This window comes from Streptomyces kryoterrae (assembly GCF_054072135.1).
Genome location: NZ_CM133358.1, coordinates 7,215,374 through 7,242,068, shown reverse-complemented (window position 1 = coordinate 7,242,068; position 26,695 = coordinate 7,215,374). Strand labels below are relative to the sequence as shown.

20 protein-coding genes are annotated in these 26,695 nt (G+C 67.4%); 13 read left to right on the top strand and 7 right to left on the bottom strand.

All coding sequences use genetic code 11. From position 1 onward, the window contains the following. Positions 1–157 precede the first annotated feature (157 nt). A complete protein-coding gene (locus tag ACW4TU_RS32170; protein ID WP_457418880.1) occupies positions 158–1,159 on the bottom strand; it encodes an ABC transporter substrate-binding protein in 1,002 nt (333 codons plus the stop codon). Positions 1,160–1,381: 222 nt separating this feature from the next. After that, positions 1,382–2,398, bottom strand: coding sequence for a LacI family DNA-binding transcriptional regulator (locus ACW4TU_RS32165; RefSeq protein WP_457430429.1), 1,017 nt, complete (start codon positions 2,396–2,398; stop codon positions 1,382–1,384). A 506-nt stretch (positions 2,399–2,904) separates the two neighbouring features. Here ACW4TU_RS32165 and ACW4TU_RS32160 point away from each other — a divergent pair. From ACW4TU_RS32160 to ACW4TU_RS32125, 8 genes are all read left to right on the top strand, one after another. Further along, positions 2,905–4,062, top strand: coding sequence for a mandelate racemase/muconate lactonizing enzyme family protein (locus ACW4TU_RS32160; protein ID WP_457418878.1), 1,158 nt, complete (start codon positions 2,905–2,907; stop codon positions 4,060–4,062). Next, positions 4,059–5,063, top strand: coding sequence for a zinc-dependent alcohol dehydrogenase (locus ACW4TU_RS32155; protein ID WP_457418876.1), 1,005 nt, complete (start codon positions 4,059–4,061; stop codon positions 5,061–5,063). Before ACW4TU_RS32160 ends, ACW4TU_RS32155 begins: the two co-directional genes overlap by 4 nt. Before the next feature lie 156 nt (positions 5,064–5,219). After that, the gene (locus ACW4TU_RS32150; protein WP_457418874.1) at positions 5,220–6,188 is read left to right on the top strand and encodes a hypothetical protein; all 969 of its coding nucleotides are present in this window, start codon (positions 5,220–5,222) and stop codon (positions 6,186–6,188) included. Between the two features lie 141 nt (positions 6,189–6,329). Beyond that, entirely contained in the window at positions 6,330–7,442 is a 1,113-nt protein-coding gene (chvE, locus tag ACW4TU_RS32145; RefSeq protein ID WP_457418872.1) for a multiple monosaccharide ABC transporter substrate-binding protein, read from the top strand. A 32-nt stretch (positions 7,443–7,474) separates the two neighbouring features. Beyond that, positions 7,475–9,025, top strand: a complete 1,551-nt coding sequence (gene mmsA / locus ACW4TU_RS32140) for a multiple monosaccharide ABC transporter ATP-binding protein (RefSeq protein WP_457418870.1) — start codon at positions 7,475–7,477, stop codon at positions 9,023–9,025. After that, positions 9,022–10,266, top strand: a complete 1,245-nt coding sequence (mmsB, locus tag ACW4TU_RS32135; protein WP_457418868.1) for a multiple monosaccharide ABC transporter permease — start codon at positions 9,022–9,024, stop codon at positions 10,264–10,266. The genes mmsA and mmsB overlap by 4 nt, the downstream gene beginning before the upstream one ends. A 66-nt stretch (positions 10,267–10,332) precedes the next feature. After that, positions 10,333–11,424, top strand: coding sequence for an aldose epimerase family protein (locus tag ACW4TU_RS32130; protein WP_457418866.1), 1,092 nt, complete (start codon positions 10,333–10,335; stop codon positions 11,422–11,424). A gap of 188 nt (positions 11,425–11,612) precedes the next feature. Next, complete coding sequence (locus ACW4TU_RS32125) at positions 11,613–13,337, top strand: pyridoxal phosphate-dependent aminotransferase (RefSeq protein WP_457418864.1); 1,725 nt, start codon at positions 11,613–11,615, stop codon at positions 13,335–13,337. A 147-nt stretch (positions 13,338–13,484) separates the two neighbouring features. On the opposite strand, the gene ACW4TU_RS32120 is transcribed toward ACW4TU_RS32125, so the two are convergent. Continuing rightward, complete coding sequence (locus tag ACW4TU_RS32120) at positions 13,485–13,970, bottom strand: ATP-binding protein (protein WP_457418862.1); 486 nt, start codon at positions 13,968–13,970, stop codon at positions 13,485–13,487. Positions 13,971–14,129: 159 nt separating this feature from the next. Between ACW4TU_RS32120 and ACW4TU_RS32115 the strand changes: the two genes are divergently transcribed. Next, positions 14,130–14,978 carry a helix-turn-helix domain-containing protein gene (locus ACW4TU_RS32115; RefSeq protein WP_457418860.1) on the top strand — a complete coding sequence of 283 codons (849 nt, stop codon included), beginning with the start codon at positions 14,130–14,132 and terminating at the stop codon, positions 14,976–14,978. Next, positions 14,975–15,169: a DUF397 domain-containing protein gene (locus ACW4TU_RS32110; RefSeq protein WP_457418858.1), complete on the top strand. Its 195-nt coding sequence runs from the start codon at positions 14,975–14,977 to the stop codon at positions 15,167–15,169. Before ACW4TU_RS32115 ends, ACW4TU_RS32110 begins: the two co-directional genes overlap by 4 nt. A 95-nt stretch (positions 15,170–15,264) precedes the next feature. Here ACW4TU_RS32110 and ACW4TU_RS32105 read toward each other — a convergent pair whose 3' ends face one another. The 3 genes from ACW4TU_RS32105 to ACW4TU_RS32095 form a co-directional block, all read right to left on the bottom strand. After that, a complete protein-coding gene (locus ACW4TU_RS32105) occupies positions 15,265–15,720 on the bottom strand; it encodes a hypothetical protein (RefSeq protein ID WP_457418856.1) in 456 nt (151 codons plus the stop codon). Between the two features lie 78 nt (positions 15,721–15,798). Beyond that, positions 15,799–21,999: a DNRLRE domain-containing protein gene (locus ACW4TU_RS32100; protein WP_457418854.1), complete on the bottom strand. Its 6,201-nt coding sequence runs from the start codon at positions 21,997–21,999 to the stop codon at positions 15,799–15,801. A 489-nt stretch (positions 22,000–22,488) separates the two neighbouring features. Continuing rightward, a complete protein-coding gene (locus ACW4TU_RS32095; protein WP_457418852.1) occupies positions 22,489–22,689 on the bottom strand; it encodes a hypothetical protein in 201 nt (66 codons plus the stop codon). Between the two features lie 86 nt (positions 22,690–22,775). Here ACW4TU_RS32095 and ACW4TU_RS32090 point away from each other — a divergent pair, with 86 nt between their 5' ends. Together ACW4TU_RS32090 and ACW4TU_RS32085 are read left to right on the top strand one after the other, a co-directional pair. Next, positions 22,776–23,705: a hypothetical protein gene (locus ACW4TU_RS32090; RefSeq protein WP_457418850.1), complete on the top strand. Its 930-nt coding sequence runs from the start codon at positions 22,776–22,778 to the stop codon at positions 23,703–23,705. A gap of 121 nt (positions 23,706–23,826) precedes the next feature. Then, complete coding sequence (locus ACW4TU_RS32085; RefSeq protein WP_457418848.1) at positions 23,827–24,597, top strand: intradiol ring-cleavage dioxygenase; 771 nt, start codon at positions 23,827–23,829, stop codon at positions 24,595–24,597. 173 nt (positions 24,598–24,770) lie between these two features. Here ACW4TU_RS32085 and ACW4TU_RS32080 read toward each other — a convergent pair whose 3' ends face one another. Next, positions 24,771–25,415, bottom strand: a complete 645-nt coding sequence (locus ACW4TU_RS32080) for a DUF4360 domain-containing protein (RefSeq protein ID WP_457418846.1) — start codon at positions 25,413–25,415, stop codon at positions 24,771–24,773. Positions 25,416–25,774: 359 nt separating this feature from the next. Here ACW4TU_RS32080 and ACW4TU_RS32075 point away from each other — a divergent pair, with 359 nt between their 5' ends. Further along, positions 25,775–26,653, top strand: coding sequence for an intradiol ring-cleavage dioxygenase (locus ACW4TU_RS32075; protein ID WP_457418844.1), 879 nt, complete (start codon positions 25,775–25,777; stop codon positions 26,651–26,653). Positions 26,654–26,695 lie beyond the last annotated feature (42 nt).

The window sequence follows — 26,695 nt, the reverse complement described above, 5'->3', positions numbered from 1 at the left end:
CGGTTCGGGCTGGACCGCAGCCTGCGGGCTGGAAGCCCCCCAACCGGGGCGGAGTCACGGCAGCGCTCCTCTTTGAAGCGAGCCGCTGCAGGCCCAGAGGGCCCGGCCGACCGAGATTTCGGTCGGCCGGAGGCTCCCTGCCGATGGGTGCGGTCGGTCAGTACTTGCGGGTGGGGAGTGCGGCCTTGGCCTGGTCCTGCATGAAGTCGCCCTCCTTGGTCTTGATCCAGCGCTCGACCGTCTCGCCGTCCTTGACCTTCTTCACGACCTCCATCAGCTGGGGGCCGAGCAGCGGGTTGCACTCGACGATGGCGTTGATCTTGCCCTCGGACATCGCGATGAAGCCGTCCTTCACGCCGTCGATCGAGACGATCAGGATGTCCTTGCCGGGCTTCTTGCCGGCCGCCTCGATGGACTGGATGGCGCCGATGGCCATGTCGTCGTTGTGCGCGAAGAGGACGTTGATGTCCGGGTTGGACGTGAGGAAGGCGGCCATGACCTGCTTGCCGCCGGCGCGGGTGAAGTCACCGGTCTGACTGACGACGATCTTCCAGTCGGAAGCGTGGTCGGCGTCCATGACCTCCTTGAAGCCCTTGGCGCGCTCGATCGCGGGGGCGGCACCGGTGGTGCCCTCCAGCTGGGCGATCTTCACGGCGCCCTTGTGGCCGGCCTTCTCCAGGACCTTCTCGAGGATCTTGCCGGCGCGGCGGCCCTCTTCGGTGAAGTCGGAGCCGACGAGGGTGACGTACAGGGACTCGTCGGAGGTCTCGACGGAGCGGTCGGTGAGGACCACGGGGATCTTCTTGGCCTTGGCCTCCTTCAGCACCGCGTCCCAGCCGGTGACGACCACCGGGGAGAAGGCGATGACGTCCACGTTCTGGGTGATGTAGCTGCGGATCGCGGAGATCTGGTTCTCCTGCTTCTGCTGCGCGTCGGAGAACTTCAGGTTGTAGCCGGCCTCCTTGGCCGCCGCCTTGACCGAGTCGGTGTTGGCGCTGCGCCAGCCGCTCTCCGAGCCGACCTGCGAGAAGCCGAGGGTGATCTTGCCGTCGCCGCCGGAGCTGGTGGAGCCGCCGTCGTCCTCCTTGGCGCAGGCCGCCAGGCCCGTCGCAGCCGCCACGCCGACCGCCGCAGTGAGGAAGTTCCTTCTGTTGAGCATGTGTCTTCTCCTTTGAAGAGCCGGCCCGGTGATGGGCCCGCTGGTACTCGTGGTGCTCGTTGGTACTCGTGGGGCTTGTGTGGTGCTGGTGGTGCTGGTGGTGCTTTTGGTTCTTGTGGGGCTCGTGCGACAGGCCGCGATACGTCCTACCTGTCGATCATTGTTCGAGATATCGGCCACACTGATGGGGCGGGGACGATCGTCGAACCGGTCGGTGCCCCCTCAGCCGGGAGCGGTCGCCGACTGAGGGGCGTACGGGAAAGTGCTGGCGCGGACGAGGAGTTGGGGTTCGATGGCGACCTGGGGCGTCCCGGAGGGGGTCCGGCCCTCGATGAGCTCCAGCAGCAGGGCGATGCTCTGCTTGCCGACCGCCGAGAAGTCCTGCCGGACGGTGGTGAGCGGCGGAGCGAAGAACTCCGACTCCGGGATGTCGTCGAAGCCGACCACCGCGACGTCCTGGGGAGTGCGCACGCCCGCCTCCCGCAGCGCCCACAACACCCCCAGTGCCATCTGGTCGTTGGCGACGAAGACGGCGGTCAGACCCCGGCCCACCCAGCCGGCCAGTTCCTGGCCCGCACGGTAGCCCGACAGCGGACTCCAGTCCCCCCGCAGCGGCGCCGGCGGTTCGACGCCGGCCTCCTCCAGGGTCATCCGCCAGCCGTCGGCCCGGTCCACCGCCTCCTGCCAGTTCTCGGGCCCGGCGAGATGCCAGACCGTGCGGTGGCCCGTGGCCAGCAGATGACGGGTGGCCAGCCGTGCGCCCAGCCGCTGGTCCACGTTGACGCTGGGGATCTCCACGCCGGAGCCGGTACCCACGGCCACCACCGGGAAGGGGTGGCGGAGTTCGGTGAGGGCCTCGACCGCCGACCGCTGCGGGGCGAGGGCGATCACTCCCTCCACCCCGCCCTCACTGAGCCGGTGCATGGCCTCGGACAGCGTCTCGACCGTCAGTTCGCGAAGACTGACCGTCGAGACGAGATACCCCTCGGCACGTGCCGCCTCCTCCAGCGCGAACAGTGTGCTGGCCGGCCCGTAGAGCGTGGTGTTGGAGGCGACCACACCCAGGGTGAGGGTGCGCCGGGTCGCCAGCGCCCGTGCGGAGGAGTTGCGGCGGTAGCCCATCTCCTCGATGGCCTGCAGCACCCTGGCCCGTGTCCCTTCGCGCACATTGGGGTGGTCCCCCAGTACACGGGACACGGTCTGGTGGGACACACCGGCCTGGCGTGCCACGTCGGCCATGGTGGGCGGCCGGAGCTGCGAGCGGGGCTGGGAGCTGGTCTGCGAGTGGGTCACGGCTGCACCTCCCTGGCGGTCGTCTGCGGACAAGCGGATAAGTCCTGTGGGGTGGACGGTCGCCTCCGCGCCGCCGGCCTCACGCCGGGTTTCCGGAAAGCTCCAGGGCACCGGACGGGAAGGCAAGTTGTAACACTGCCGACATGACGCTCGTACCTCCCTCGATGCCCTTGGGCGACGATTGGTGAAGCGGAGGTCATTGTGAGCGCTAACAATCGGCGGCGGTCAAGAGGGCTGCGTCAGGGAGGCCGTCACGGTTGGATAACGCGGCAGGCGAAGGGCAGGAGGGGTGTCGCTCCGGCGATGTGGGAACGGATGGCGGTAGTCCAGGACGCGGCGAGGGTTGTTTGTTCGACCCATTGACACTCCGCCCGAAGCATCCTTACTGTCGCGACAGCATTTCGAACAAGTGACGAAATCTCGAACATGTCACACAGGACTTAGGGAGTACCGTGCGCATCACGGGAATCAGCACGCACGTGGTCGGGACGCCGTGGCGGAACCTGACCTACGTCCAGGTGCACACCGACGAGGGACTCACCGGCGTCGGCGAGACCCGCATGCTGGGCCACACCGACGCGCTGCTCGGCTATCTGCGCGAGGCAGAGGTCAACCACATTGTCGGCTCGGACCCGTTCGCTGTCGAGGACCTGACCCGCCGCATGAAGTACGGCGACTACGGGCGCGCCGGCGAGATCGTGATGTCCGGCATCGCCGTCATCGAGATGGCGTGCTGGGACATCAAGGGCAAGGCCCTCGGCGTGCCGGTGTGGCAGCTGCTCGGCGGCAAGGTCACCGACAAGGTCAAGGCGTACGCGAACGGCTGGTACACCACCGAGCGCACGCCGGAGGCGTACCACAAGGCGGCGAAGGGCGTCATGGAGCGCGGTTACAAGGCGCTCAAGATCGACCCCTTCGGGACCGGCCACTTCGAGCTGGACCACGAGCAGAGCCTGTACGCGGTCTCCCTGATCGAGGCCGTGCGGGACGCCATCGGGCCGGACGCCGAGCTGATGCTGGAGATGCACGGCCGCTTCTCGCCCGCCACCGCCATCCGCCTCGCCAAGGACCTGGCGCCCTTCAAGCCCGCGTGGCTGGAGGAGCCGTGCCCGCCGGAGAACCTGAAGGCGCTGGAGAAGGTCGCCGCCAAGGTCGACATCCCGATCGCCACGGGTGAGCGGATCCACGACCGGATCGAGTTCCGGGAGCTCTTCGAGAGCCAGGCCGTGGACATCATCCAGCCCGACGTCGGTCACATCGGCGGCATCTGGGAGACCCGCAAGCTGGCAGCGACCGCCGAGACGCACTACGTGCTGGTCGCGCCGCACAACGTGGGCGGACCGGTGCTGACCGCCGCCTCCCTCCAGGTCGGGTTCAGCTCGCCCAACTTCAAGATCCTCGAGCACTTCAACGACTTCGCGGACGCGGAGATCAAGAAGGTCATCAAGGGCGCCCCGGAGGTCGTGGACGGCTACTTCCACCTCTCCGACAAGCCCGGCCTCGGTGTCGAGCTGGACGTCGACGCGGCCGCGGAGTTCCCGCAGCAGCAGGCCCGCTTCGACCTCTGGGCAGAGGGCTGGGAGCGGCGCAAGCCCAAGGGGACCGAGTGAGCGGCGCCGTGGTGATCGAGGCTCCGGGCGAGCACCGTCTGGTGCCGCACGAGCCTCGCCGGCCGGACGCGGGCGAGGCCCTCGTCCGGGTCCACGCCGTCGGCATCTGCGGCAGCGACCGCGAGGTCTACCAGGGCAACAGGCCGGAGGGGTACGTCCGTTACCCCCTCACCCCGGGTCACGAGTGGTCCGGGACGGTGACCGAGGTCGGGGCCGGAGTGCCTTCGACCCTCGTAGGCAGCAAGGTCGTTGGCGAGGGTTTCCGCAACTGCCAGGTGTGCGACCGCTGTCACGCGGGCGAGACCACGCTGTGCTCGGCCGGGTACGAGGAGACCGGGTTCACCGAGCCCGGCGCGATGGCCACCACGCTGACGCTGCCGGCCCGGCTGCTGCACGTTCTGCCGGAGGACGCGGATCTGACGGCGGCGGCGCTGCTGGAGCCGGCCGCGTGCATCGCGGCGGCCGCGCTCAAGGCGAACGCCGTTCCGGGTGAGCGGGTCGCCGTGGTGGGCACGGGCACGCTCGGGATGTTCGCCGTTCAGTTCCTGAAGGCGGGCTCGCCCTCCGAGCTGCTCGTCGTGGGGACGCGACCGGACCGGGCCGAGCTGTCGAAGAGGTTCGGTGCCACGGACTTCCGTACCAAGGACCAGCAGCTCCCCGACGACTTCGACGTCGTCATCGAGACCGCCGGGTCCGCGGACGCGGCGGTCACCGCCGCCGCCCTGCTGCGCCGCGGCGGCCGGCTGGTCCTCACGGGGATCCCGGCGGCCGGTGCGGACGGTCTGGACCCGACGGATCTCGTCGTACGGCAGCTGGAGGTGCACACCGTGTTCGGTGCGGCGCCGGACGCCTGGGCGCACACGGTGCGGGTCTTCGGGGCCGGACTCCTGGACCCACTGCCGCTCGTCACGCACGAGCTGCCGTTGGAGGAGTTTCCGCAGGCCATCGAGTTGGTGGGATCCGGCGATCCGAAGGTCGGGAAGGTCCTGCTGCGGCCATGACACACCCCTGAGCCGTACGCCGGTACGGGGTACCTGACGACCCCGTACCGGCGTACATCCAACGTCTTGTGCACCCAGAGCCGCGAACCTTGTCCGAAATACCGAACCCTCCGACCTGCCGGACCTGCCGGACCTGCCGATCCTGAAGGACAGATTGTGACCGACACCACCGCCTCCGCAGCCCGCCGCCCCGGAGAGCAGGCGCTCGCCGCGCTCGGCCTGGACGCGCCCGCCCTAGACCCCGCCGACGCCTCCCCGCACGCCTTCCCGGGTGGTGGACGCTGGCGTACCGAGGTTCCCTCCGTCGAGGGGCCCGAGGCGCTGGGTGTGGTCCTCAAGGAGTCCTCGCGGCTCGATGTGCCGATCCACCGGGTCAGCCAGGGCAGCGGTATCTGGATGCTGACCGACGCCGAGATCACCGAGATGGTGGAGGCGACGGCCGAACGCGACATCGAGCTCTGCTTGTTCACCGGTCCGCGCGGCACCTGGGACATCGGCGGCTCCACCCGTACCGACTCCAAGGGCGGCGGACTGCGTGCCCGCGGTCACGACGCGGTCGCCGGGTGCGTCGAAGACGCCGTCCGGGCAACGGAGTTGGGCGTGCAGTGCCTGCTCATCGCCGACGAGGGCGTGCTGTGGGCCCTGCACCGGGCGCGGCTCGCCGGGATCATCCCGGCGGAGACGACGCTCAAGGTGTCGGCGCTGATCGGGCCGGTGAACCCGGCCGCGTACGCCGTGTACGAGAACCTCGGCGGCGACTCGATCAACGTGCCGAGCGATCTGACGCTCGATCACCTCACGGAGATCCGGCGGGTGTCGGCCGCTCCGATGGACATGTACATCGAGGCCCCCGACGATCTCGGCGGCTACATCCGGATGTACGAGGTCGCCGAGCTGATCCGGCGCGGCGCACCGCTCTACCTGAAGTTCGGTCTGTCGAAGGCTCCCGGGATCTACCCCTACGGCAACCACATGCGTGAGCTGACCCTGAGCACGGCCAAGGAGCGAGTGCGGCGCGGCCGACTCGCTCTGGACCTGCTCGCGCGGCACGGGGCGGACGCCGACATGGCTCCGCTCGGCTCGCGGCTGCCGGGCGACCTGAAGCGGTTCGAAACGCCTGCATAACGTTACGGACAACTCCCCTTCACAAAACACGACGCAGTCGAACAGACTCCGACACGACTCCCTCGGGTTCCTCCCGCACCGCCGACAGGGCACCCGAACCGCCAGACCGCTCCTGGCCTCACGACATCAAGGATGATGATCATGCGTACTCGCAGAGCCGCACTCTCCGCCATAGCCACCTCGGCTGTCCTCGCCCTCTCCCTCTCCGCCTGCGGGCAGAGCGGTGAGGGTGGCAGCGACGCCGGCGGGGACAGTGCCAAGGGCGGCACCATCGGCATCGCGATGCCCACCAAGTCCTCCGAGCGCTGGATCGCCGACGGTGCCAACGTGGTCAAGGACCTGAAGTCGAAGGGCTACAAGACCACGCTGGTCTACGGCGAGGACGACCCCGACCAGCAGGTGTCGCAGATCGAGAACCTGATCACGCAGGGTGTGAAGGCGCTGATCATCGCGGCCATCGACAACAAGTCGCTGAACAACGTGCTGCAGCAGGCCGCCGACGCCAAGATCCCGGTCATCTCCTACGACCGTCTGATCCTCGGCACGAAGAACGTCGACTACTACGCGTCCTTCGACAACGAGAAGGTCGGCGCGCTCCAGGGCAACTACATCCTGGAGAAGCTCGGCCTCGCGGACGGCTCGAAGAAGGGCCCGTTCAACATCGAGCTGTTCGCCGGCTCGAACGACGACAACAACACGAAGTACTTCTTCGGCGGCGCGATGAAGGTCCTGCAGCCGTACATCGACAAGAAGCAGCTCGTCGTCAGGTCCGGCCAGACCGCGCTGACCCAGGTCACCACGCTGCGCTGGGACGGCGGCACCGCGCAGAAGCGCATGGACGACATCCTGACCGCGGCCTACAAGACCGAGCGGGTCGACGCGGTGCTCTCGCCGTACGACGGTATCTCCATCGGCATCCTGTCCTCGCTGAAGTCGGACGACTACGGCTCCAAGAACAAGCCGCTGCCGATCGTCACCGGCCAGGACGCCGAGGTCGCCTCGGTGAAGTCGATCATCGCCGGCGAGCAGTCGATGACCGTCTACAAGGACACCCGCGAACTCGCCAAGGTGGCCTCGAACATGGTCGACGCGGCGCTCACCGGCAAGACCCCGGAGACCAACGACACCAAGACGTACGACAACGGTTCGAAGGTCGTTCCCGCGTACCTGCTGGTCCCGGTCAGCGTCGACAAGACGAACTACCAGAAGGTCGTCGTCGACTCCGGTTACATCAAGGCCGGCGACCTCAAGTAACACCCGCACACCATAGATTGGCAGGCACGACCATGGCGGGACCCGTCCTGGAAATGCGCTCGATCGTCAAGACCTTTCCCGGCGTAAAGGCGTTGTCGGACGTCACCCTGACCGTCCGTCAGGGCGAGGTCCACGCCATCTGCGGGGAGAACGGCGCCGGCAAGTCGACCTTGATGAAGGTCCTCTCCGGCGTCCACCCGCACGGCACCTACGAGGGGGACATCCTCTTCGAGGGGGAGGTCGTGTCCTTCAAGGACATCAGGGCCAGCGAGCACCGCGGCATCGTTATCATCCACCAGGAACTGGCCCTGGTGCCCTATATGTCCATCGCGGAGAACATCTTCCTCGGCAACGAACAGGCCAGCGGCGGCGTCATCAGCTGGAACGAGACGCTGAAGCACGCGACCCGGCTGATGCGCCGGGTCGGCCTCGACGACCATCCGCAGACCCGGGTCGCCGACATCGGTGTCGGCAAGCAGCAGCTCGTGGAGATCGCGAAGGCGTTGTCGAAGGAGGTGAAGCTGCTCGTCCTGGACGAGCCGACGGCCGCGCTGAACGACGAGGACAGCGGCAAACTCGTCGACCTGATCCTGGAGTTGAAGGAACAGGGCATCACCTCCATCATCATCTCCCACAAGCTCAACGAGATCCGGAAGGTCGCCGACTCGGTGACGATCCTCCGCGACGGCCGGACCATCGAGACCCTCGACGTGAAGGCCGCGGAGACCACCGAGGAGCGGATCATCAACGGGATGATCGGCCGGGACCTAGACCACCGCTTCCCCGAGCGCACCCGGCACGACGGGGTGGCGGGCGAGGCGCCGGCCCTGGAGATCCGCAACTGGACGGTCCATCACCCGATCGACCAGCAGCGCAAGGTGGTTGACGATGTGTCGATCTCCGTGCGACGCGGGGAGATCGTCGGTATCGCGGGCCTCATGGGCGCCGGCCGCACCGAACTCGCGATGAGCGTCTTCGGGCGGACGTACGGCCGGTACGCGGGCGGCACGGTCCTCAAGGACGGCGCGGAGATCCGTACGAAGACCGTCCCGCAGGCGGTCGCGCACGGCATCGCGTACGTCACCGAGGACCGCAAGCACTACGGGCTCAACCTCGATGACACCGTCGGCCGCAACATCTCGCTCAGCGCGCTGGACAAGGTGTCCAAGCGGGGCATCGTCGACGGCCACGAGGAACGCAAGGTCGCCGAGGGCTTCCGCAAGTCCATGAACATCAAGGCGCCCAACGTCTTCGAAACGGTGGGCAGGCTGTCCGGCGGCAACCAGCAGAAGGTCGTCCTCAGCAAGTGGATCTTCACGGGTCCGGACGTGCTGATCATGGACGAACCGACGCGCGGCATCGACGTGGGCGCCAAGTTCGAGATCTACACGGTCATCGACAAACTGGCCGCCGAGGGCAAGGCGGTCGTATTCATCTCCTCCGAGCTGCCGGAACTGCTCGGCATGTGCGACCGCATCTACACCATGGCCGCAGGGCGGCTGACCGGTGAGTTCTCGCGGGCGGAAGCCTCGCAGGAATCGCTGATGCGTCAGATGACGAAGGACAAAGAGGTAACGCGATGAGCACGGATGTGACCGCCAAGACGCCGGCCCCCGCGCCGACGGGAAAGAGCGGAACCGCCGCCGCCGACGGCCTGCTGCGGCTGCTGTTCGACGGTATGCGCCGCAACATGCGCCAGTACGGCATGCTGATCGCCCTCGGCGTGATCGTGGCCCTGTTCGCGGTGTGGACCGACGGCGACCTGCTGCTGCCGCGCAACGTCTCCAACCTGGTGCTGCAGAACAGCTACATCCTGATCCTGGCGATCGGCATGATGATCGTCATCATCGCGGGTCACATCGACCTGTCGGTGGGCTCGATCACCGCCTTCATCGGAGGTGTGGCAGCGGTACTGATGGTCAGGAACGACATACCCTGGCCGCTCGCCGTGCTGCTGTGCCTGGCCATGGGGGCCGCCGCGGGCGCGGCACAAGGGTTCCTGATCGCCTACGCGGGCATGCCGTCGTTCATCGTGACCCTCGCCGGCATGCTGATCTTCCGCGGTCTGACCGAGGTCTTCCTGGAGGGCCAGACGCTCGGCCCGTTCCCGGAGGGCCTGCAGAAGACCGCCAACGGCTTCCTGCCCGAGGTCGGCCCGGACACCAACTACCACAACCTCACACTGCTGCTGGGTCTCGCACTGTGCGGTTTCGTGATCCTCCAGGAAGTACGCGACCGCAAGCGGCAGTCGGAGTACTCGCTCGAGGTGCTGCCGGCCAAGCTGTTCGCGGTGAAGCTGGCGGCGCTCAGCGCGGCCGTCCTGACCTTCACGATGCTCCTGGCCAGCTACAAGGGTGCCCCGGTCGTCCTCCTCATCCTGGGCGTGCTGCTGGTCGGCTTCGGCTACATCATGCGCAACGGGGTCATCGGCCGCCACGTCTACGCCATCGGCGGCAACCTCCCGGCGGCCAAGCTGTCGGGCGTGAAGGACAAGAAGGTCACCTTCCTGGTCTTCGTGAACATGGGCATGCTCGCCGCCCTGGCGGGTCTCGTCTTCGCGGCCCGCTTCAACGCGGCCTCGCCGAAGGCCGGCCTGAACTTCGAACTCGAGGCGATCGCCGCCTCGTTCATCGGCGGCGCGTCGATGAGCGGCGGTGTGGGCACCGTCCTCGGCGCGATCATCGGTGGCCTGGTCCTGGGCGTGCTGAACAACGGCATGAACCTCGTCGGCATCGGCACCGACTGGCAGCAGGTCATCAAGGGCCTGGTACTGCTGGCGGCGGTCGGCTTCGACGTGTGGAACAAGCGCAAGGTCGGTTCGTAGGCACGTAGTTCGGCATCACGTCCTGTCGTGGGTCCTGCGGGCAACTGCCCGCGGGGCCTTCGGCTTTTGTACGTCGACATGGGAGGCAGAGCTGTGGGAGGCAGGAACCCCGTGAAGGAACTCTTCGGCAAACTCGCCGACGGTACGGAGATCCACCGCTGGTCGCTGGAGAACGGCGGCACCCGTCTGAAGGTCCTGTCGTACGGCGGGATCGTGCAGTCCCTGGAGATCCCGGACGGCGAGGGCCGGTACGCCAACGTCTCCCTGGGCTTCGACACCATCGAGGACTACGTCGCATCGAGCCCCTACTTCGGCGCCCTGGTCGGCCGGTACGGCAACCGCATCGGCAAGGGCCGGTTCACGCTGGACGGCACGTCGTACCAACTGTCGGTCAACGACGGCGAGAACAGCCTGCACGGCGGCGGCGAGGGCTTCGACAAGGCCGTCTGGGAGGTCGAGCCGTTCACGCGGGGGGCGGACGTGGGCCTGGTCCTCCAACACACCAGCGCCGACGGCGAGATGGGCTTCCCCGGCACGCTGAGCACGAAGGTCACCTACACCCTCACCGAGCACGGCGACTGGCGTATCGACTACGAGGCCACCACCGACAAGGTCACGGTCGTCAACCTCACCAGTCACGTCTACTGGAACCTGGCCGGCGAGAGCGGCGGCTCGGTCGACGGCCACGAGCTGGAGATCGCCGCCGCCCGCTTCACCCCCGTCGACTCCGGCCTCATCCCCGCCGGTGAGCCGGCCGAGGTCGCGGGCACCCCCTTCGACTTCCGGACGCCCAAGACGGTCGGCGCCGACCTCCGGGTCGCCCACCAACAGCTGCTGTACGCCAAGGGCTTCGACCACAACTGGGTGCTCGACAAGGGCGTCACGGCCGAGCCCGAGCACGTCGCCACCCTCAAGGACCCGTCGTCCGGGCGCACGCTGCGGATCGCGACCACCGAGCCCGGCCTCCAGTTCTACTCGGGCAACTTCCTCGACGGGACCCTCGTCGGCAGCGGCGGCGCCATCCACCGCCAGGGGGACGCGCTGTGCCTGGAGACCCAGCACCACCCGGACTCACCGAACCGGCCGGACTTCCCGTCCACCGTGCTGCGTCCCGGCCGGACCTATCGCACGACGACGATCCACTCGTTCGACACGTGACCGGTGTTACCGAGGGTGACAGCGGTGATCGGTTTCACAGGAGCTTCACAATTTTCCATCGAAACCACAGCGGTTGAACAGCACCACACAGCCATCCGTATTCAGGGACGGCCCGTACTCCCCCGCGCGGGCCACCCTGAGCCGGAGGACCCGTCCTCCCCAACGGGTCCGCCACATACGGAGGTTCCATGGCCGACAACGTCACCTCGCTCTTTCGCAGCACGGCGGCGCACAGCCCCTCGATGGCTGCGCTCGCGCGAGAGAGCGACGGGACCGGCCCGGTCGACTTCTGTATCCCGTGCAACCCCTACTTCCCCACTCCGGCCATGATGGACACCATGTCGGCGCGGCTGCGTGACATCATCACGTTCTACCCGAGCAGCGCCGACACGATCACCGCCGAGCTGTGCAATCTGCTCCAACTGCCGCCGCAGGCCGTGGCGATGGGCAACGGCTCGACCGAACTGATCACGTGGATCGACCACTTGCTGGTCCGCGAATCCCTCGCCGTCCCCGTCCCCACCTTCGGTCGCTGGACCGACCAGCCCATGGAGACCGGCAAGCGGGTCGACATGTTCCCGCTCCAGGAGTCCAGCGGCTTCAATCTCGACCTGGGCCAGTACGCCGAGTTCATCCGCGCGCGTGGCACCCGGGTCGCCGTCATCTGCAACCCCAACAACCCCGACGGCGGCTTCCTGCACAAGCACGCGCTCGTGCAGTTCATGGACGCGATGGCCGACCTCGACCTGATCATCATCGACGAGTCGTTCCTCGAGTTCGCCGACGCGGAGGCCGAACCGAGCGTCGTGCAGGAGGCGATGATCCGCCCCAACGTCATCGTCCTGCGCAGCCTCGGCAAGAACTTCGGTCTGCACGGCATCCGCTTCGGCTACATGGTCGCCAACCCGTCGCTCGCGGGCCGCGTCCGCTCGATGCTGCCGAAGTGGAACCTCAACGCCTTCGCCGAGTACGTGGTGTTCATGCTCAAGGAGCACGGCCAGGAGTACATGCAGAGCCTCCACCAGGTGCGCCGGGACCGCCTCGACATGGCGAGCCAGCTTTCCTCCCTGCCCGGTCTGACGGTCTACCCGTCACAGGGCAACTTCCTCTTCGTGCGCCTCCCCGTCGGCGCCGAGGGCACCGTGGTCCGGGACCGGATGCTCACCGAGCATCGCATCCTGATCCGCGAGTGCGGCAACAAGATCGGCTCGTCCAGTCGCTTCGTGCGTCTCGTGGTGCGCCCCCAGGTGGACGTACGTCGCCTGGTGTCCGGCCTGGAACAGGTGCTCTACGGGACCAGGAGGGGAGCCGCCGTACCGGAGCTGAGCGCAGCGACCAACTACAGCTCGGGCACGGCGGCGGTGGACCGGCTGGTCAGTGCCACCAACGGGGGCGGTATGCCGGGCCTTGCCGCTCAGGCCCTCGGTACCGGTATGCCGGGGCTCGCGGTGGCCGCGGCAGCCGGTACCGGCATGCCGACGCCCATGCAGGCACCGATGCAGGCTCCCATGCCGATGCAGATGCCCGCCGCCATGCAGATGCCGGCGGCGATGACCGCGCAGAGTTACGGCGGCGCGGGACAGAGCTATGGCGGCGGGGGGCAGAGCTACGGCGGCGCGAGCATGCAGATGCAGCAGCCGCCCATGCAGCAGCAGCAACCGCAGCAGGTCCCGCAGCCCCAGATGCAGCAACCCCAGATGCAGATGCAGCAGCCGCCGATCCCCCAGCAGCCGCAGCCCCAGCAGATGGTTCCGCAGCAGCAGCCCACCCCCTCCGGTGTCCCGGCCCGCAACGGCCTCACGGCCGCCCAGGTCCGCGGCACCACCGGCCCGGGCCTGGCCCCGGCCCCGGCGACGGGCTGGCCCGCCGCGCAGAGCTGGCCGAACCCGGCGGGCATGGGCCAGGCGGGCTGATCACCCGCCCCGGACCCCGGGGATCAGTGATCGTTCTCCAGGTGGAGTTTGAGCAGGTCGACGCCGTAGTCGCCCCCGTTGGGGGTCCTGACGACGGTGTGGAGGTGCTGCTGCGTGGGCGTGCCCCCGGGCCCGCCCGATGGGGACCTACCCTGTCTCCCACCCCTGCCGCCTCACCAGCGACCACCACCCCGGTACGTCCACCTCGGCCCGTACCGTCTTTCCCGGTGGCTCCCGGTCCAGCACCTCCCAGCGGTCGGCCACCGCGTCGACGACGACCAGCCCGCGCCCGGACTCCACCAGGGGCAACGCAGGCCGTACGTCCCTCGGTCCCGGCGGGCGCGAGCCGCTGCGGCTGTCGGTGACCTCGACGCGCACGCTGCCCGTGACGAGCGTGAGCCGCAGCTCGAAGTCCCGCCCGGGGACGCGTCCATGGGTCACCGCGTTCGCCGCCAGCTCGGCGACGATCACGGAGACGGCCTCGGAGACGTCCGAGCCGTACGGGATGCCCCAGGCGTCCAGTTGGCCCACGGCGAGGTGCCGGGCGAGGCGGGCGCCGCGCGGGGTGGCACTCAGGCGCTGGGTGAACATACGTACGGTAACCGGGTGCTGGGGGGCCGAGGATGCGCTCATGCGCCCAATGTGACGGGCGAGAGGGCCACTTCACCAGGTCGGAGCCGTGTACGCCGGGGCAGCGTACGCGGCTACGGACTGGACAGTACTCGTCACCGCACGTGACCATGGGTGCGCTGGGTGTGTACGGCGGGACGAGTGCGCGAGAGGTGGCCGACGATGGCTGAGAGCACGCAGGGGATTACGGGCGGCGAGCCGGAGTTCTCGGACAGCTTGCGGACGTTCGGGGCGGTGGTCCAGGCCCTGCGCGAGCACATGGGGATGACCAGGAGGGAACTGGCCCTGGCAGTGCGGTTCTCCGAACATACGGTGGCTTCCGTGGAGTTGGGGAGGCGCATGCCCGACCCGGAGTTCGTGGACCGGGCGGATGTGGCGCTCGGCAACACGGGGGCACTGAAGAAAGCGGCCGAGTTCCTGAACCGGCAGCCGGGGTTGGCGGCGTGGTTCAGGAGGTGGGCGCAGCTGGAGGGGACGGCGATCAGTCTGTGCACGTACGAATGCCGCCTGATTCCGGGCCTGTTGCAGACGGAGGCATACGCGCGAGCCGTGACGACGAGTGTGCCGCCGCGACCCGCCGAGGAGGAGATGAACAAACGAGTCGAGGCCCGGCTGGAACGGCAGAAGCTGCTCTCCGTGCAGCGGAATCCGCCGTGCTCGTTCAGCTTCATCCTGGAACAGGCGGTGCTGGAGCGGCACACGGACGGTGAGGAGGTCACCCGGGAACTGCTCGACCATCTGCTGGACGTGATCGACCGGCACTGGAACGTGGAGATCCAGATCATGCCGCTGCGCCAGCCCGTACACGCGGGGCTGGACGGGCCGTTGCGGCTGCTGGAGACACCGAAGAACAAGTGGTTCGCCTACTCCGAGGGGCAGGAGAACGGCCGTCTCATCTCTGACCCAAAAGGGATCAGCATCCTCCACCAGCGGTATGCGAAACTGCGCTCTCAGGCTCTGCCACCGGAGGACTCCCGGAGCCTGCTGGAGCGGATGCGAGGAGCGCTATGAGGACGACGCCCAACCTGGCCTGGTTCAAGAGCAGTTACAGCGGCTCCCAAGGCGACGACTGCGTCGAGGTCGCCACCTGCCCCGGCACCATCCACATCCGGGACTCCAAGGACAAGGCGGGCCCCCAACTCGCCCTCTCCCCCACCACTTGGGCCGGCTTCGTCGCGTACGCCGCCAGGGTCCGAACTTGACCTTGCCGGGCCCGACGATCCGCACCACCACACCGGGAGATCGGAAACACAGGGTCCCTGTCAGGGCGCCGACAAGGACTCAGAAACGATCGAGGTCAAGCCGCCCTGAATGGGTTGATGTAGAACATGGGAACACATAGGGCGACGATGGCAAGCAGATCCAGCCATGAAGGCAGAAGCGCAATACGAATTTTTGCCAGGCGAAAGGATCCGCGCCTTCCCGCTTCACCCATCTGACGTCTCGCGGTAATCACCAGCTGGAACAGGGCGATTCCGCTGGTGACGGAAAACGTAAATCGACCCACAGTCGCAGCAACTGATTCCGGCGAGAGGGAATCGGTGATCACATATGCGATCGCACCAAAGGTGAATGCCGCAAGAATTACTCCCCACCAGGCGATGCCGAGGAAGGAGTTGAAGTCGATCAGCGAATCCGGGTCCACCTCTCCGGTGTTTACCTTTCGCATGCTCTCTATGAGCTGCTCGCGCTCTTCGGGGTCAGTGAAGCTCTTGACTGCCGCCCTGGCGAGAAAATATTCGAACTCGATCATTTTTGGGTCGTTCCGCTCGGGCCCGGTTCGGACCTTGAATATTCCAGGCCCGAACCGGGAAATCAGCGCTTTTACGGGCTAGAAATAGTGGTGGCGGTTATGCCACCAGTACCTTCCCTCGTAGGCGGCTCCCGCGCCCCAGCCGAATCTGTCGGAGTAGCTTCGGTACCGATGGTAACGAATCCCTCGCCGCTTCAAGGCCCGCCTGGCCCTGTGGAAGGCGCGCCTGGTGGCGTATCTTCCGCGGGCCAGTCTTGCTGCTCGGCGCTCCGCGGAGCGGGCGGCGAAACGGTACCCATAGCTGGCTCCGCCGGAGAAGACACCTGCGACGTCCAGCGCGGCACCGACATAGTCGCCGTGCCTGTAGTCATTGTATGCGTCGTAGGCTCCGCTGATCATTGCGGCTACGGCAAATCCTTCGCCTACAAATGGAATGAACGAGCCGACTGTCAGAATCGTGGTGCGGTGATTCTTGACGAAACTCCATGTGCGTCCCCAGAAGGACTGGCCGTCGAGGTCGAACTGGTTGACAGGGTCGCCGCCACAGTAGTCGTACGCGTTCGCACTGCCGCCCGGGACCGGGTCGACCTGGAGGAAGCGTCCAATCGTCGGGTCGTACAGGCGGACGCCCATGAGAATGGCGCTGGTGACTGTTTCGCTGGAGCGCTGCTTCCCGCCGAGCCAGCCATAGCGAGTAGCTGCGGTGCTGTCCTCGGCGTTGCCGAACTCGTCGTAGGACTGGGCGGTCGGGGCCACCGAGGTGTCCACCGGGAGCTGGACAATGGTGTCACCGTGCAGATCAGTCAGCTGGAGGACGGTGCCGCCGGTGGCGCTGGTGGTGGCGTCGAGGTCTCCGCTGGTGCCCTGGACGTTGCGGGTGAGGGTGCTGCTGGTCTCCTGGGTCCAGTCGGGGCTGTCTCCGTCGGCGCCGTAGTGGTTGGTCTTGGACGAGGTCTGTGTCCAGGTGCCGCTGCTGTCGGATTCGGTAGTCCAGGCGGCGAGGCGTCCGGTCGCGTCCAGGGTCCAGGTCTGTCGGTTGGTGCCGGAGGTCTGCTGGCGGACGAGGTCGTTGGTGTAGTAGCCGATGGTGGCACCGGAGGCCTGGGTGGTGGTGCGGCCGAAGGCGTCGTAGACGGTGCCGGAGGTGGTCAGGCGGTCGGCGGTGTCGTAGGTGTAGGAGGTGGTGGTGGCGCCGGTGCCGGTGCACGCGGAGCCGACGTCACTGGTCGAGACCGCGAGTGCGGTGCGGTTGGTGTTCTTGTCGAAGGTGTAGCTCCTGCGGGTGCAGGAGCTGTCGGCGGCTGTGTCGTCGGCCTGGGTCAGGCGGCCGGCCGCGTCGTAGGTGTAACTGCGCGACCGGGTCTGGCCGTTGCTGTCGACGTCCGCGACGGTCTGGCCCTGGACGGTGTGATCGGCGGCGTCGGAGGCGACGACGGTGGCGTCGCTTCCGGTGCCGAGACGGTAGACCCGGGAGGTCTCCGCTCCGGTCTCGTCCTGGGTGTCGGTGAGGGTGTAACCCCCGGGCAGAGTCTCGGTGGCCAGGTCACCGTCCGCGTCGTAGGTGGCGGAGAAGGTCCCGGCGACGGAGTCGGTGCGGGAGGTTTCCAGACCGCGCGGGTCCAGGGTCGTGTCGTAGGTGTAGGTGGTCGTGGACGGGGCCGAGTCGGTGGTCTTCACCGGGCGGTCCAGGGCGTCGTATGCCTTGGTGGCCGTGTTGCCGGCGCCGTCGGTGTAGGAGATCTCCCGTCCGAGCTGGTCGTAGGTGTGGCTGACAGTGCCCGCGCTGGTGGAGACCGTGGCGACGCGGCCGGTACTGGGGTCGTACGTGGTGCTGGTGTCCGGGACGGCTGTGCCGGTGCCGCCGGTGATGGCGGTCGTGAGGATGCGCCCGGCGCCGTCGTAGGTGTGTGTAGCGGTGCGGGTCACGGAGTTGGCGGTCTCGGTGACGATGGCCTGGTTGCCCCACCAGTCGTACTGGATGGTTTTGGTGGGCAACTGGGTCGGGTTGGTGCCGCCGCCGGTGATGGCACCGGCCGGTCCGGTGGAGCAGATCTGGTCGGCCCATTCGAGACTGCCGTTGCAGGTGCCAGTGCCGGTGGCGGAGTAGTAGGTGGTCACCGTGGTGTCGGCGTCGGTGCCGCTGGACGTGGGCTGGGTGGTCTTGATGACCCGGCCCTGGGAGTCGTAGGACGTCGTCGTGGTGATCGCGAGGCCGCCGGGGTCAGTGACCTGCGTGATGGGCAGGCCCTTGCCCCAGTCATAGGCAGTGGTGCTGGTGCGCACGTCCGCGTCGGAGGGGTAGTTCTCGGCCCAGGCCCCGGTCTTGGTCGTGGTGACCTGGTTGGCGACGTTGGCGGTGCCGTCGGTGGGGCGGCCTTCGTCGTAGGTGTTGACGGTGTGCGAGCGCAGCGGCCAGGCGGTGCCCGCGGGCAGGTCGGTGCCACCGGAACCGGCGGCGAGTGCCGAGGTCAGGGTCGCCATGTGCAGCGGACCCTTCTCGTCCAGCTTCTGCAGGCCGTCGGTGGAATACGTGGAAAGGGTGGACAGCAGTCCGGCGCGGACGGAGGTGGTGTCGCCTGCGATGTGCAGCAGGCTGAGCTCGTCATAGCTGTCGCCGCTGGTGGCGGAGGTCAGTGCGAGTTCCCGGTTGCCTGCGGTGAGCTGCATGACGCTGTTGCCGAACCGGTCATAACCGGTGGTGGTGATGTGTCCGCCCGGGGAGGCGGTGTTGACCTCCCTCCCGGAGGCGTCGGTGTAGGTGATGGTGGCGCGGGTGTAGTCGGTGGCCGACAGGCCGGAGCCGGTGTGGGAGGCCGGGACGGCGTCCGGCGGGAAGACCGCGGTGGCGTCGGCGGGGACGTCGCTCTGGCCCCAGTCGTCCACATCCGAGGTACTCATCTGGTTCGGGGCATTGGTACCGGACAGCGGTACGTCGTAGACGACGGACGTGGTGGCGGTGTTGCCGTCGAGGGTGCTCGCGCTGCCCTGGGCCAGGGTCGGCCGGGAAGCGGTCAACAGCATGCCGGTGCCCGCCGTGTCGTAGGTGAAACTCCATGCCAGTTGCGACTGAGACTGGTACCCGGTGACGCGGCCGGCGCTGTCGTAGGAGTACTGCGTTTGCGTGGCCTGCGACAGGTTGGGGTTCCACTCCTGGCGCAGTTTGCCGCCGGCGTCGTAGCGGTAGGTCGCCACGGTTTTGTAGGTCGCCGCTGTCGCACCGGGAGCGGTGGACCACTCGCGGATTTCCTGGACCCGGCCGGTGTAGTTGCCGAAGTCCGATCCGGTGCTGTAGCCGGTGGCGCTGGTGGAGGTCGCGTAGACGAACTCCAGTACCCGGCAGCCGACCGCCGACGGAGTGGACTGGCAGACCGACTGCGAGACCGCGGAGGTGGGCGCGATCAGGTACTTGGGGCGGGAGAGCGTGGTGCTGCCCGGTGCCAGCTCGGAGACCACCTCGGTGCTGGAGTTGGCGGTCGGCGGGGAGGTGGTGGAGACCTGCCAGGTGGTGGCGGTCGGGGCCGCCTTCACGAAGGTGGTCGTGGTGCCCTGGTCGTCCTTGAGGGTGAAGTCGCCGGTGGTCGCCGACTGCGTCAGGGTCAGGTCCTCCGAACCCGGCTCAGGCTTCCAGCCCCCCGCGGAGGTGGCGGTGAAGCCGGTCTCGTCGCCGTCCACGTCCACCAGCGCCACCGAGGTGGCGGTGGACTGCTTCAGGTACGACCAGTCCGAGTCGGTCAGCTCGGCGATGACGCCAGAGGTCCACTGCGAACCGAAGATCGCCGCCTGGCCTGTCGCGTCCGACCCGGCGGTCGGGCGCCGCGAGGACGCCATGCGCGACACGGACATCCCGAATGCCGAGGCGTCGGTCTCGGAGACGGTGAAGTCACCGGTGAGCGCGTTGACCGCGCCGGGGCCGATGTCCTCTGACGGCGCGGTGCCGGCGTTGCGGTCCACGGTGACGGTGTTGGACTGGCTGTAGCCGGTGGTGGAGCCGTCGGTGAAGGCGGCCCGGATGTCGATCGGCCCGTCCGTGGACACCGACGAGGTGACGTCCCAGGTGAGCGGGGCCGGAGCGCCGCTGGTGACGGTGACCGGCCAGGCCGATACGGAGGAGCCGTCGGAAGTCTTGGTGACATGGGTGACCGGGACGTTGGTCCAGGTGTCGGTCTCACCGTGCCGGTACTGGTAGGTGACCCCGGTGTAGGTGGTCTTGCCGGTGGAGGTCAGGCTGACCCGGCGTGCGGTGCTGTCCCCGTTGCCGGGGGTGAGCAGACCGGCTCCGTCGGCGCCCACACCGAAGTTGTACGAGGTCGTCGCGGTGGAGATGTTGCCGCCGGAGTCGATCGTCTTGGCATACAGCGTGTGCCAGCCGAGGTCGGGCGCAATGGAAAAGGTCAGTGGGTCGCCACCATTTCCATCCACGGTGTCGTAGACCGACTTCGGAGTGGTGGAGTCGTCCAGGCCCCACAGGTAGCCCTGGCCGTCGGTGGAGGAGGTGTCCAGCGTGCAGGTCACCGACCCCGACGCCTTGTCCACCCAGGTGTCCTGGGCGTAGGTGGTGCACGAGACGGTGGGGGCGTTGGGCTTGGCGACATTCGGCACGAAGTAGATGTAGGACGACCACGAGCCGTAGTCGACGCCGTCGTAACCGCGTACCCGCATCCGCAGGTGTGAGGCGGCCAGCTGGCTGGCTGCCGGGATCGTCAGCTTCGCCGTGCCGCCGGACGACACCGACGCCGAGGTGGCGGTGTAGGAGTACGAGGTCTCACCGCTGTACGACGGGTCGTTGGTGATCTCGAACTGGCCCTTGACCGTCGAGCCGTCCGCGTCGGTGACCTTCGCCGACAGGGTGGGAGTGTAAGTGGTCACGTACCGTTTGCCGCTGTAGGCGTTCACGGAGCTCGGCGAGACCGCCAGCCCGCTGGTGGTGGCGTAGGAGTTGTAGTTCACCACCAGTTTCGGCGCATAGCCGGACGTATCGTAGTTCGCGGAGCGAAAGCGCCGCCAGCTGGTGGAGTCACTCTCGTCCGCGCTGCGGATCTGCAGACCGTAGTTGGCCGCGCCGTTGGCCCAGGCCTGCACGATGGTCTGCAAATTCCAGTTCGAGTAGGTGGCCGGGCAGGAAGAGCTGTAGCCCCAGTGACCCGTGTTGTTCGCCACGTCCGTGGTGGTGGTCGAGGGCTGCGAACTCCATGTCACCGAGGACGACGACCAGGTGGAAGTGATCCGCCGGGCCTGGGTCGCCGCGCCCGAGGTGGCGCAGGTCGCGGAGTAGTAGTTGTACAGCGACATCGTCGCCGAGGTGATGTCCTTGCCGGTGAACTTCGATACGTCGAACTTCAGGTACGCGCGCGCCACATCGCTGCCGGAGTCGTACGTGCCCGACTTCAGCTCGGTCGAGGACACCTGCGAGTCGGTGTAGTCCGGCGTCTGCACCCAGGTGTCCGTGGTCACCGCCAGCGTGGAGGTCGGATCGACCGTCACCGGATACGTCGCCGTGGCCAGGAAGTCGGCGGCGGGGGTGAGTACCAGGGTCTGCGACCCGTCGTCCGCGGTCTCGACCTTCGTGGCGACCTGTTCCTGGTGCGCCGACTCCCCGGACGCCGCGTCCTTGGACGCGTCCCACATCATCGGTGCCGGGGCCTCGGCGACCAGCTTCCCGCCGGAGTCCTTCAGCAGCAGGTGCCCGGAGTCCGCCTGGGACAGCGTCAGACCCTTCAGGTCCAGCGGGATCCGGTACGACGTCGCGGCGTCCGGCCGCTGGGTCAGGACCAGGTTCTCGGAGAACCCCTGAGCCAGAGCGGTGACCTTCAGAGTCTGCCCGCTGCCCAGGTCGTAGGAGGCAGTGGCGTCCTTCACCGTCGGGGTGGGGAGCTTGTCCTCCCAGCCCAGCCCGAAGGACGTATCCCCCTTCGACACTGACGCCAAGGACTTGTCCCCGCCGTCGGACACCACGATGTCCGCAGCCGCCGCCTCCGGGGCAAGGTCGGCTCCGGTGTCGGACAGCGACGTGTCGATGTCCTTCCACACACCGTCCTGCTTCACCCGGATCGGCCCCGCGTACGCCTCCGTCGACAACGTCCCATCAGGCAGGGCGTAGCTCGTCGAGTCCGCTGTGCGCTCCGACAGCACCTCGATCTTCCGGTTCTGCAACCGCGCCATCAGCACCGCCGACGCCTCGTCCTGCGCCTGCGCAGGACCCAACGCCTTCGTCGAGGTCGATGTCGTGGTTGTCGTCTCGGGGGTGACGGCTATCGCCTGCCCCGTCGATTCCACAACCATCGCCGTCTCAATGGCCAGGAACAGGGCCAGCACTCCAGCTGTCCGTCTTATCCGTCTGCGCACAGACAGTGCGCCCGACACCCTGAACGGACCGGGAGGCCCGCCGGTGGACCAAAAACTCATCGCATCTCCTTCAAGCCGATCTCCGCATGAGAGATCAATGAGAGAGATTTACAGGGCTGAACAGCACTCGGAAAGGCACTGCTCCACGAGGAAATATTTTACATGCACATGCCAATAAGACGTAAATAACCCATAACGACCCGGATGGATGTGAACAAAATGATCAGATCGATATGCGGACTCGACAATTCATCTCGGCAGCCTTTGATGACGAATTTGCTAAAACGAGGAAAGGGCAGGACATTGCCATGAAGGCGCCATTACTCATCCATAGGCGATGCCGGTCCACAGGGGACAAGCGGGCCGGCCAACGGCCTTGGCACCTCGTGTTGGCGTACACGTGAACGTGACTCTGGCAAGATTTTGTCAGGCAGGCCACGTCATACGCCGGATGCTGCAGGAGCGGACGATCCCCTCCACCGCCGGCGTCGACAGCCCACGCTCCGCCGACTCGACGACCTGTGCGGCCAGTTGCCGATCGAGCGCTACGACGAGACGGCCCCCGGCCGTGGACACCGAGCCGGTGCACTCCACCCAGGTGCAGCCGGGACCCGGAGGGCCGTTCATACAACCGCCGGAAAACCCAGAATCGTCGAACGCACGGCACGTCCACTGCGTCACAGTCCCGACAGCATCAGCTTCGGGGGGACCCCATGCGTACGCACACCACCCGCACCACGACCCGACTCGCCCTCGTTCTCACCCTCACCACCGCCTTGTTCGCGGCCGGTTGCGGCAGCGAGAAGGCGGAGGAGAGTATCGGCACCAAGCCCCGCGACCGAGACACCTCGTCGCCGGGGGACGGTCGCGCCCAGCAGGTCGCCGACGCCTGGGACGGCTCCAAGGCCGCCGAGGCGTGGCGCAAGGGCTACTTCCCCATGGGCGAGGCGGCCCAGCCACCCGCCGGCGGCTTCCACAGCAAGGACGACAAGACGGCCTTCACGATGGAGAGCTACGTACTGCGCGGCGAACTCCCCACCACCGCACCCGAGGAGGGGACGGCGAAGTGGGAGGGCGGTGGCTCACTCACCCGCCCCCTGATGGACGCGCGACAGGCGTACACCGCCCTGGACCGCGTCGAGAGCTCCGACGTCCCTCACCTCACCGTCACCGGAGCCAGGTCGGGCGAGATGACGATCGCGACGAGCCGGGGCCCGGCGTCCGTGCCGGCCTGGCTGTTCACGCTGGACGGATATGACGAGCCGCTCAAGCGCGTCGCCCTGCGCCCGTCGAAGCTTCCGAAGTCGCCGATCGGGCAGTTCGGGGAGTCACCCACCGAACTGACGCAGATCCCGCGGCTGGTGAAGGTGTCCGGGGACGGGCGGACCGTCACCGTGATGGCACACCATGGCTCCTGCGACGACGGCCCTCGCGTGCAGGCACGGGAAACGGACGGCAGTGTGGTGCTCTCGGCGACCGTCGCCCCCGGGAAGCAGGATCCGGATCTGGCCTGCGCCGCCGTCATGCTCGGCAAGAAGGTGAAGGTCAAGCTGGACCGGCCGCTGGGCGACCGGGTTCTCCTGGACGCCTTCATGGGACGGCCGGTGCCGTACGGCGAGTGGGACTCACCGAGCTGGAGTTGAGACGGCACCCTTGTCGCTCCAACCCCCTTGTCTCACAATCGACTTGACGCATCGTCACTTTGCCGGATCCCCAGCTTTTCGACAGCTCACGGACAGCTGATGCCACTACATTGCCGTGTTCATGACAGAGATTTCGGAAACGCCCCCCACTGCGATCGGACGCCGCACCGTTCTGATCGCGACCGGTGCCACCGCCGCCGCCCTGGCCGTGGCCGCCGCCGTGCCCGAATCCCCGGCCCCCACCGCAGACAAGACCGCTCCTGTCGCAGCCGCGGCCGTCTGCACCCTCACGAAGGAGTTGACCGAAGGCCCCTACTACCTCGACGGCCAGTACGTCCGCGCCGACGTCCGCGAGGACAAGACAGGTATCCCGCTCAAACTCACCCTCACCGTCGTCGACGACGACACCTGCGCACCCCTCAGCAACGCGCTCGTCGAGATCTGGCACTGCGACGCCCTCGGAGAGTATTCCGGCTACGTCGGCAACAACGGGCACAACGAGGCGGACGACGGCACCTTCCTGCGTGGCGGCGTCCTGACGACCTCCAGCGGAATCGCCAACATCACCACCGTCTACCCCGGTTGGTACCGGGGCCGCTGCGTCCACATCCACGTCAAGGTGCACAAGAACGTCACGCTCACGTCCAACGGCTCGTTCACCGGTGGCACGGAACTCCACACCGGTCAGTTGTTCTTCAACGAGACGATCACAGCGAAGGTCGCGGCACTCTCGACCTACGCGGCGAACACGGTCACCCGCACCACCCTCGCCCAGGACTCGATCTACGACGACGGGGGCGCCACCTCCGGCCTCCTCACCCTTACCGCGCTGGGGAGTTCGACCTCGGCGGGGTACGCGGGAACGCTGACCCTGGGAGTGGAAAGCAGCTGACGCCGGCAGCACCGGCGTAACTCCGCACAACGGGAGGGGTGTTGTGGACACGGCCGGCCGTGTCCACAACACCCGCACGCCCACCGAGCCGACGGGCGGCGCCCCACTCACGGGACGCCGTGCAACCGGCCGGCCCTACAACCGCGTGACGGCTCCGACGGTTCCCACGGTCCTCACTTCGCGGGGCACTGCTGCCACGCCAGGTGGTAGATCGTGTCGATCTCGCCGTCCGTCGAGTCCATCGCCATGAAGCTGGTGCCCGTCGACGTTCCGGCGTTCACCCGCAGCTCCGTATTGATGTTGAAGTTGCGCTGAACTCCACAGGGCGCCCAGACCAGTTGGGCCCACTCGGTGGAGTCCGTGGCCTGCCAGTTGTCGTTGTACGGGCCGTTGTACGTGTGGGTGCGGAACGCCGTGTTCGACGAGCCCTGGAAGTAGTACGAGGCCCGCTGGATGCCGCTCGCGCCCCGCTGAAGGGCCGCGAAGCCCCGGTAGTCGACGCTCGCGATGGCGTACGTGAAGCCCGCCGGGACGTGCACCAGCAGATTGAGCTGGCAGTTCTTGCGGAACGCCGTCGGGTCGGAGTTGCCGCCGACCTGGGCGAGGTAGTCGCTGTAGGTGACGGTGAAGGCGGTGTTGTCGCCGGAGACGGCCACCGCGGCCGTACCCGCGGGACAGCCGGAGCCGTTCACCGTGGCGACCTTGATGACGATCTTGTCCGGGGGCGGGTCCTCGAAGGACGACCCGGCACCCTGTGCGGGTATCGCAGCGGCGAACAGAGCGGCTATCGCGCCGCTGACGAGCAGGCCACCAGCCATGTTTCTCCCTTTCATCGCAGTGATGCTGTGGGGGGTGAGAATCACGCACGCAACAGTCATGGGCATGCCAAATACATGCACGTGACTGCGCTCAACCTGTGATTGAGCCATGAAGAATCTGTGAAGGCCGAGCGGTCGCAGCATAGGTGGCCGGGCAGACCCCAGCCACGTCGATCCCCGGCCAATCCCCGCCCCCGCGCGGCCGGTTCCACCCATCGATGTAACGCGCAGCCATCATTGCGCCACGCGGAGTGTGCCCCAACTCCGCACCAAACCCATGGAGTTGGGCGGTAGGTCCCCAGGGCATTCATAGCCGCGATTTAAGGTAATCCTCAGATACGTCCCTAAGTTTCCGGGACATGACAGAGAACACGAACCCCCAGAACAGCGCCCCCCAGACCGCCGCCGAGACCCTCTCCGACACCACAGCCACCGCGGGCAAACACCGGCTGAGCAAGACCGTCCAACGGCGCCGTGTCCTGATCGGCGGCGGCACCGCCGCGGTGGTCGGCGGACTCGCGGTCGCCGGCTTCGCGTCCGCAAGTCCCACCACCTCGGCCACGGAGTCCGAGACGGCCACCAGCACCTCCGAGGACAGCTCCTCGTCGACCACGAGCAGCGTCTGTGTCCTCACCGCCGAGGTCACCGAGGGCCCCTACTCCCTCGACGGCGCCCTCGTCCGCGAGGACATCCGCGAGGACAAGGAAGGCTTCGAGGTCCAGCACACCTTCACCGTCGTCGACCTCACCAACGACTGTGCGCCGCTCGAAGGCGCCCTCGTCGAGCTCTGGCACTGCGACCACCTCGGCGAGTACTCCGGCTTCGTCGGCGGCAACGGCCACCAGGAGGAGGACAACGGCACCTTCCTGCGCGGCGGGCAGCTGACCGACGCGAACGGCCAGGCCACCATCGTCTCGATCTGGCCCGGCCACTACATCTCCCGCGCCGTCCACATCCACATGCGGGTGCACACGGACGTCACGCTCACGGACACCTCGTACACCGGCGGCGAGGTCATCCACACCAGTCAGCTCTTCTTCGACCCGGACATCAACGCGAAGGTCCAGGCCACCTCCCCCTACTCGGCGAACACCACCAGCGAGACCCTCCTCTCCGCCGACAGCGTCTACGACGACGGTGGCGCCTCCTCCGGACTGCTGACGCTCACCGCACTCGGCTCCAGCGTCTCCGACGGCTACAAGGCCACCCTCACCGTGGGTGTGGACACCTCCGGCTGAGCCCGGAGACGTGAACAGCCTGAGCGCCGTACGAGGACGGCA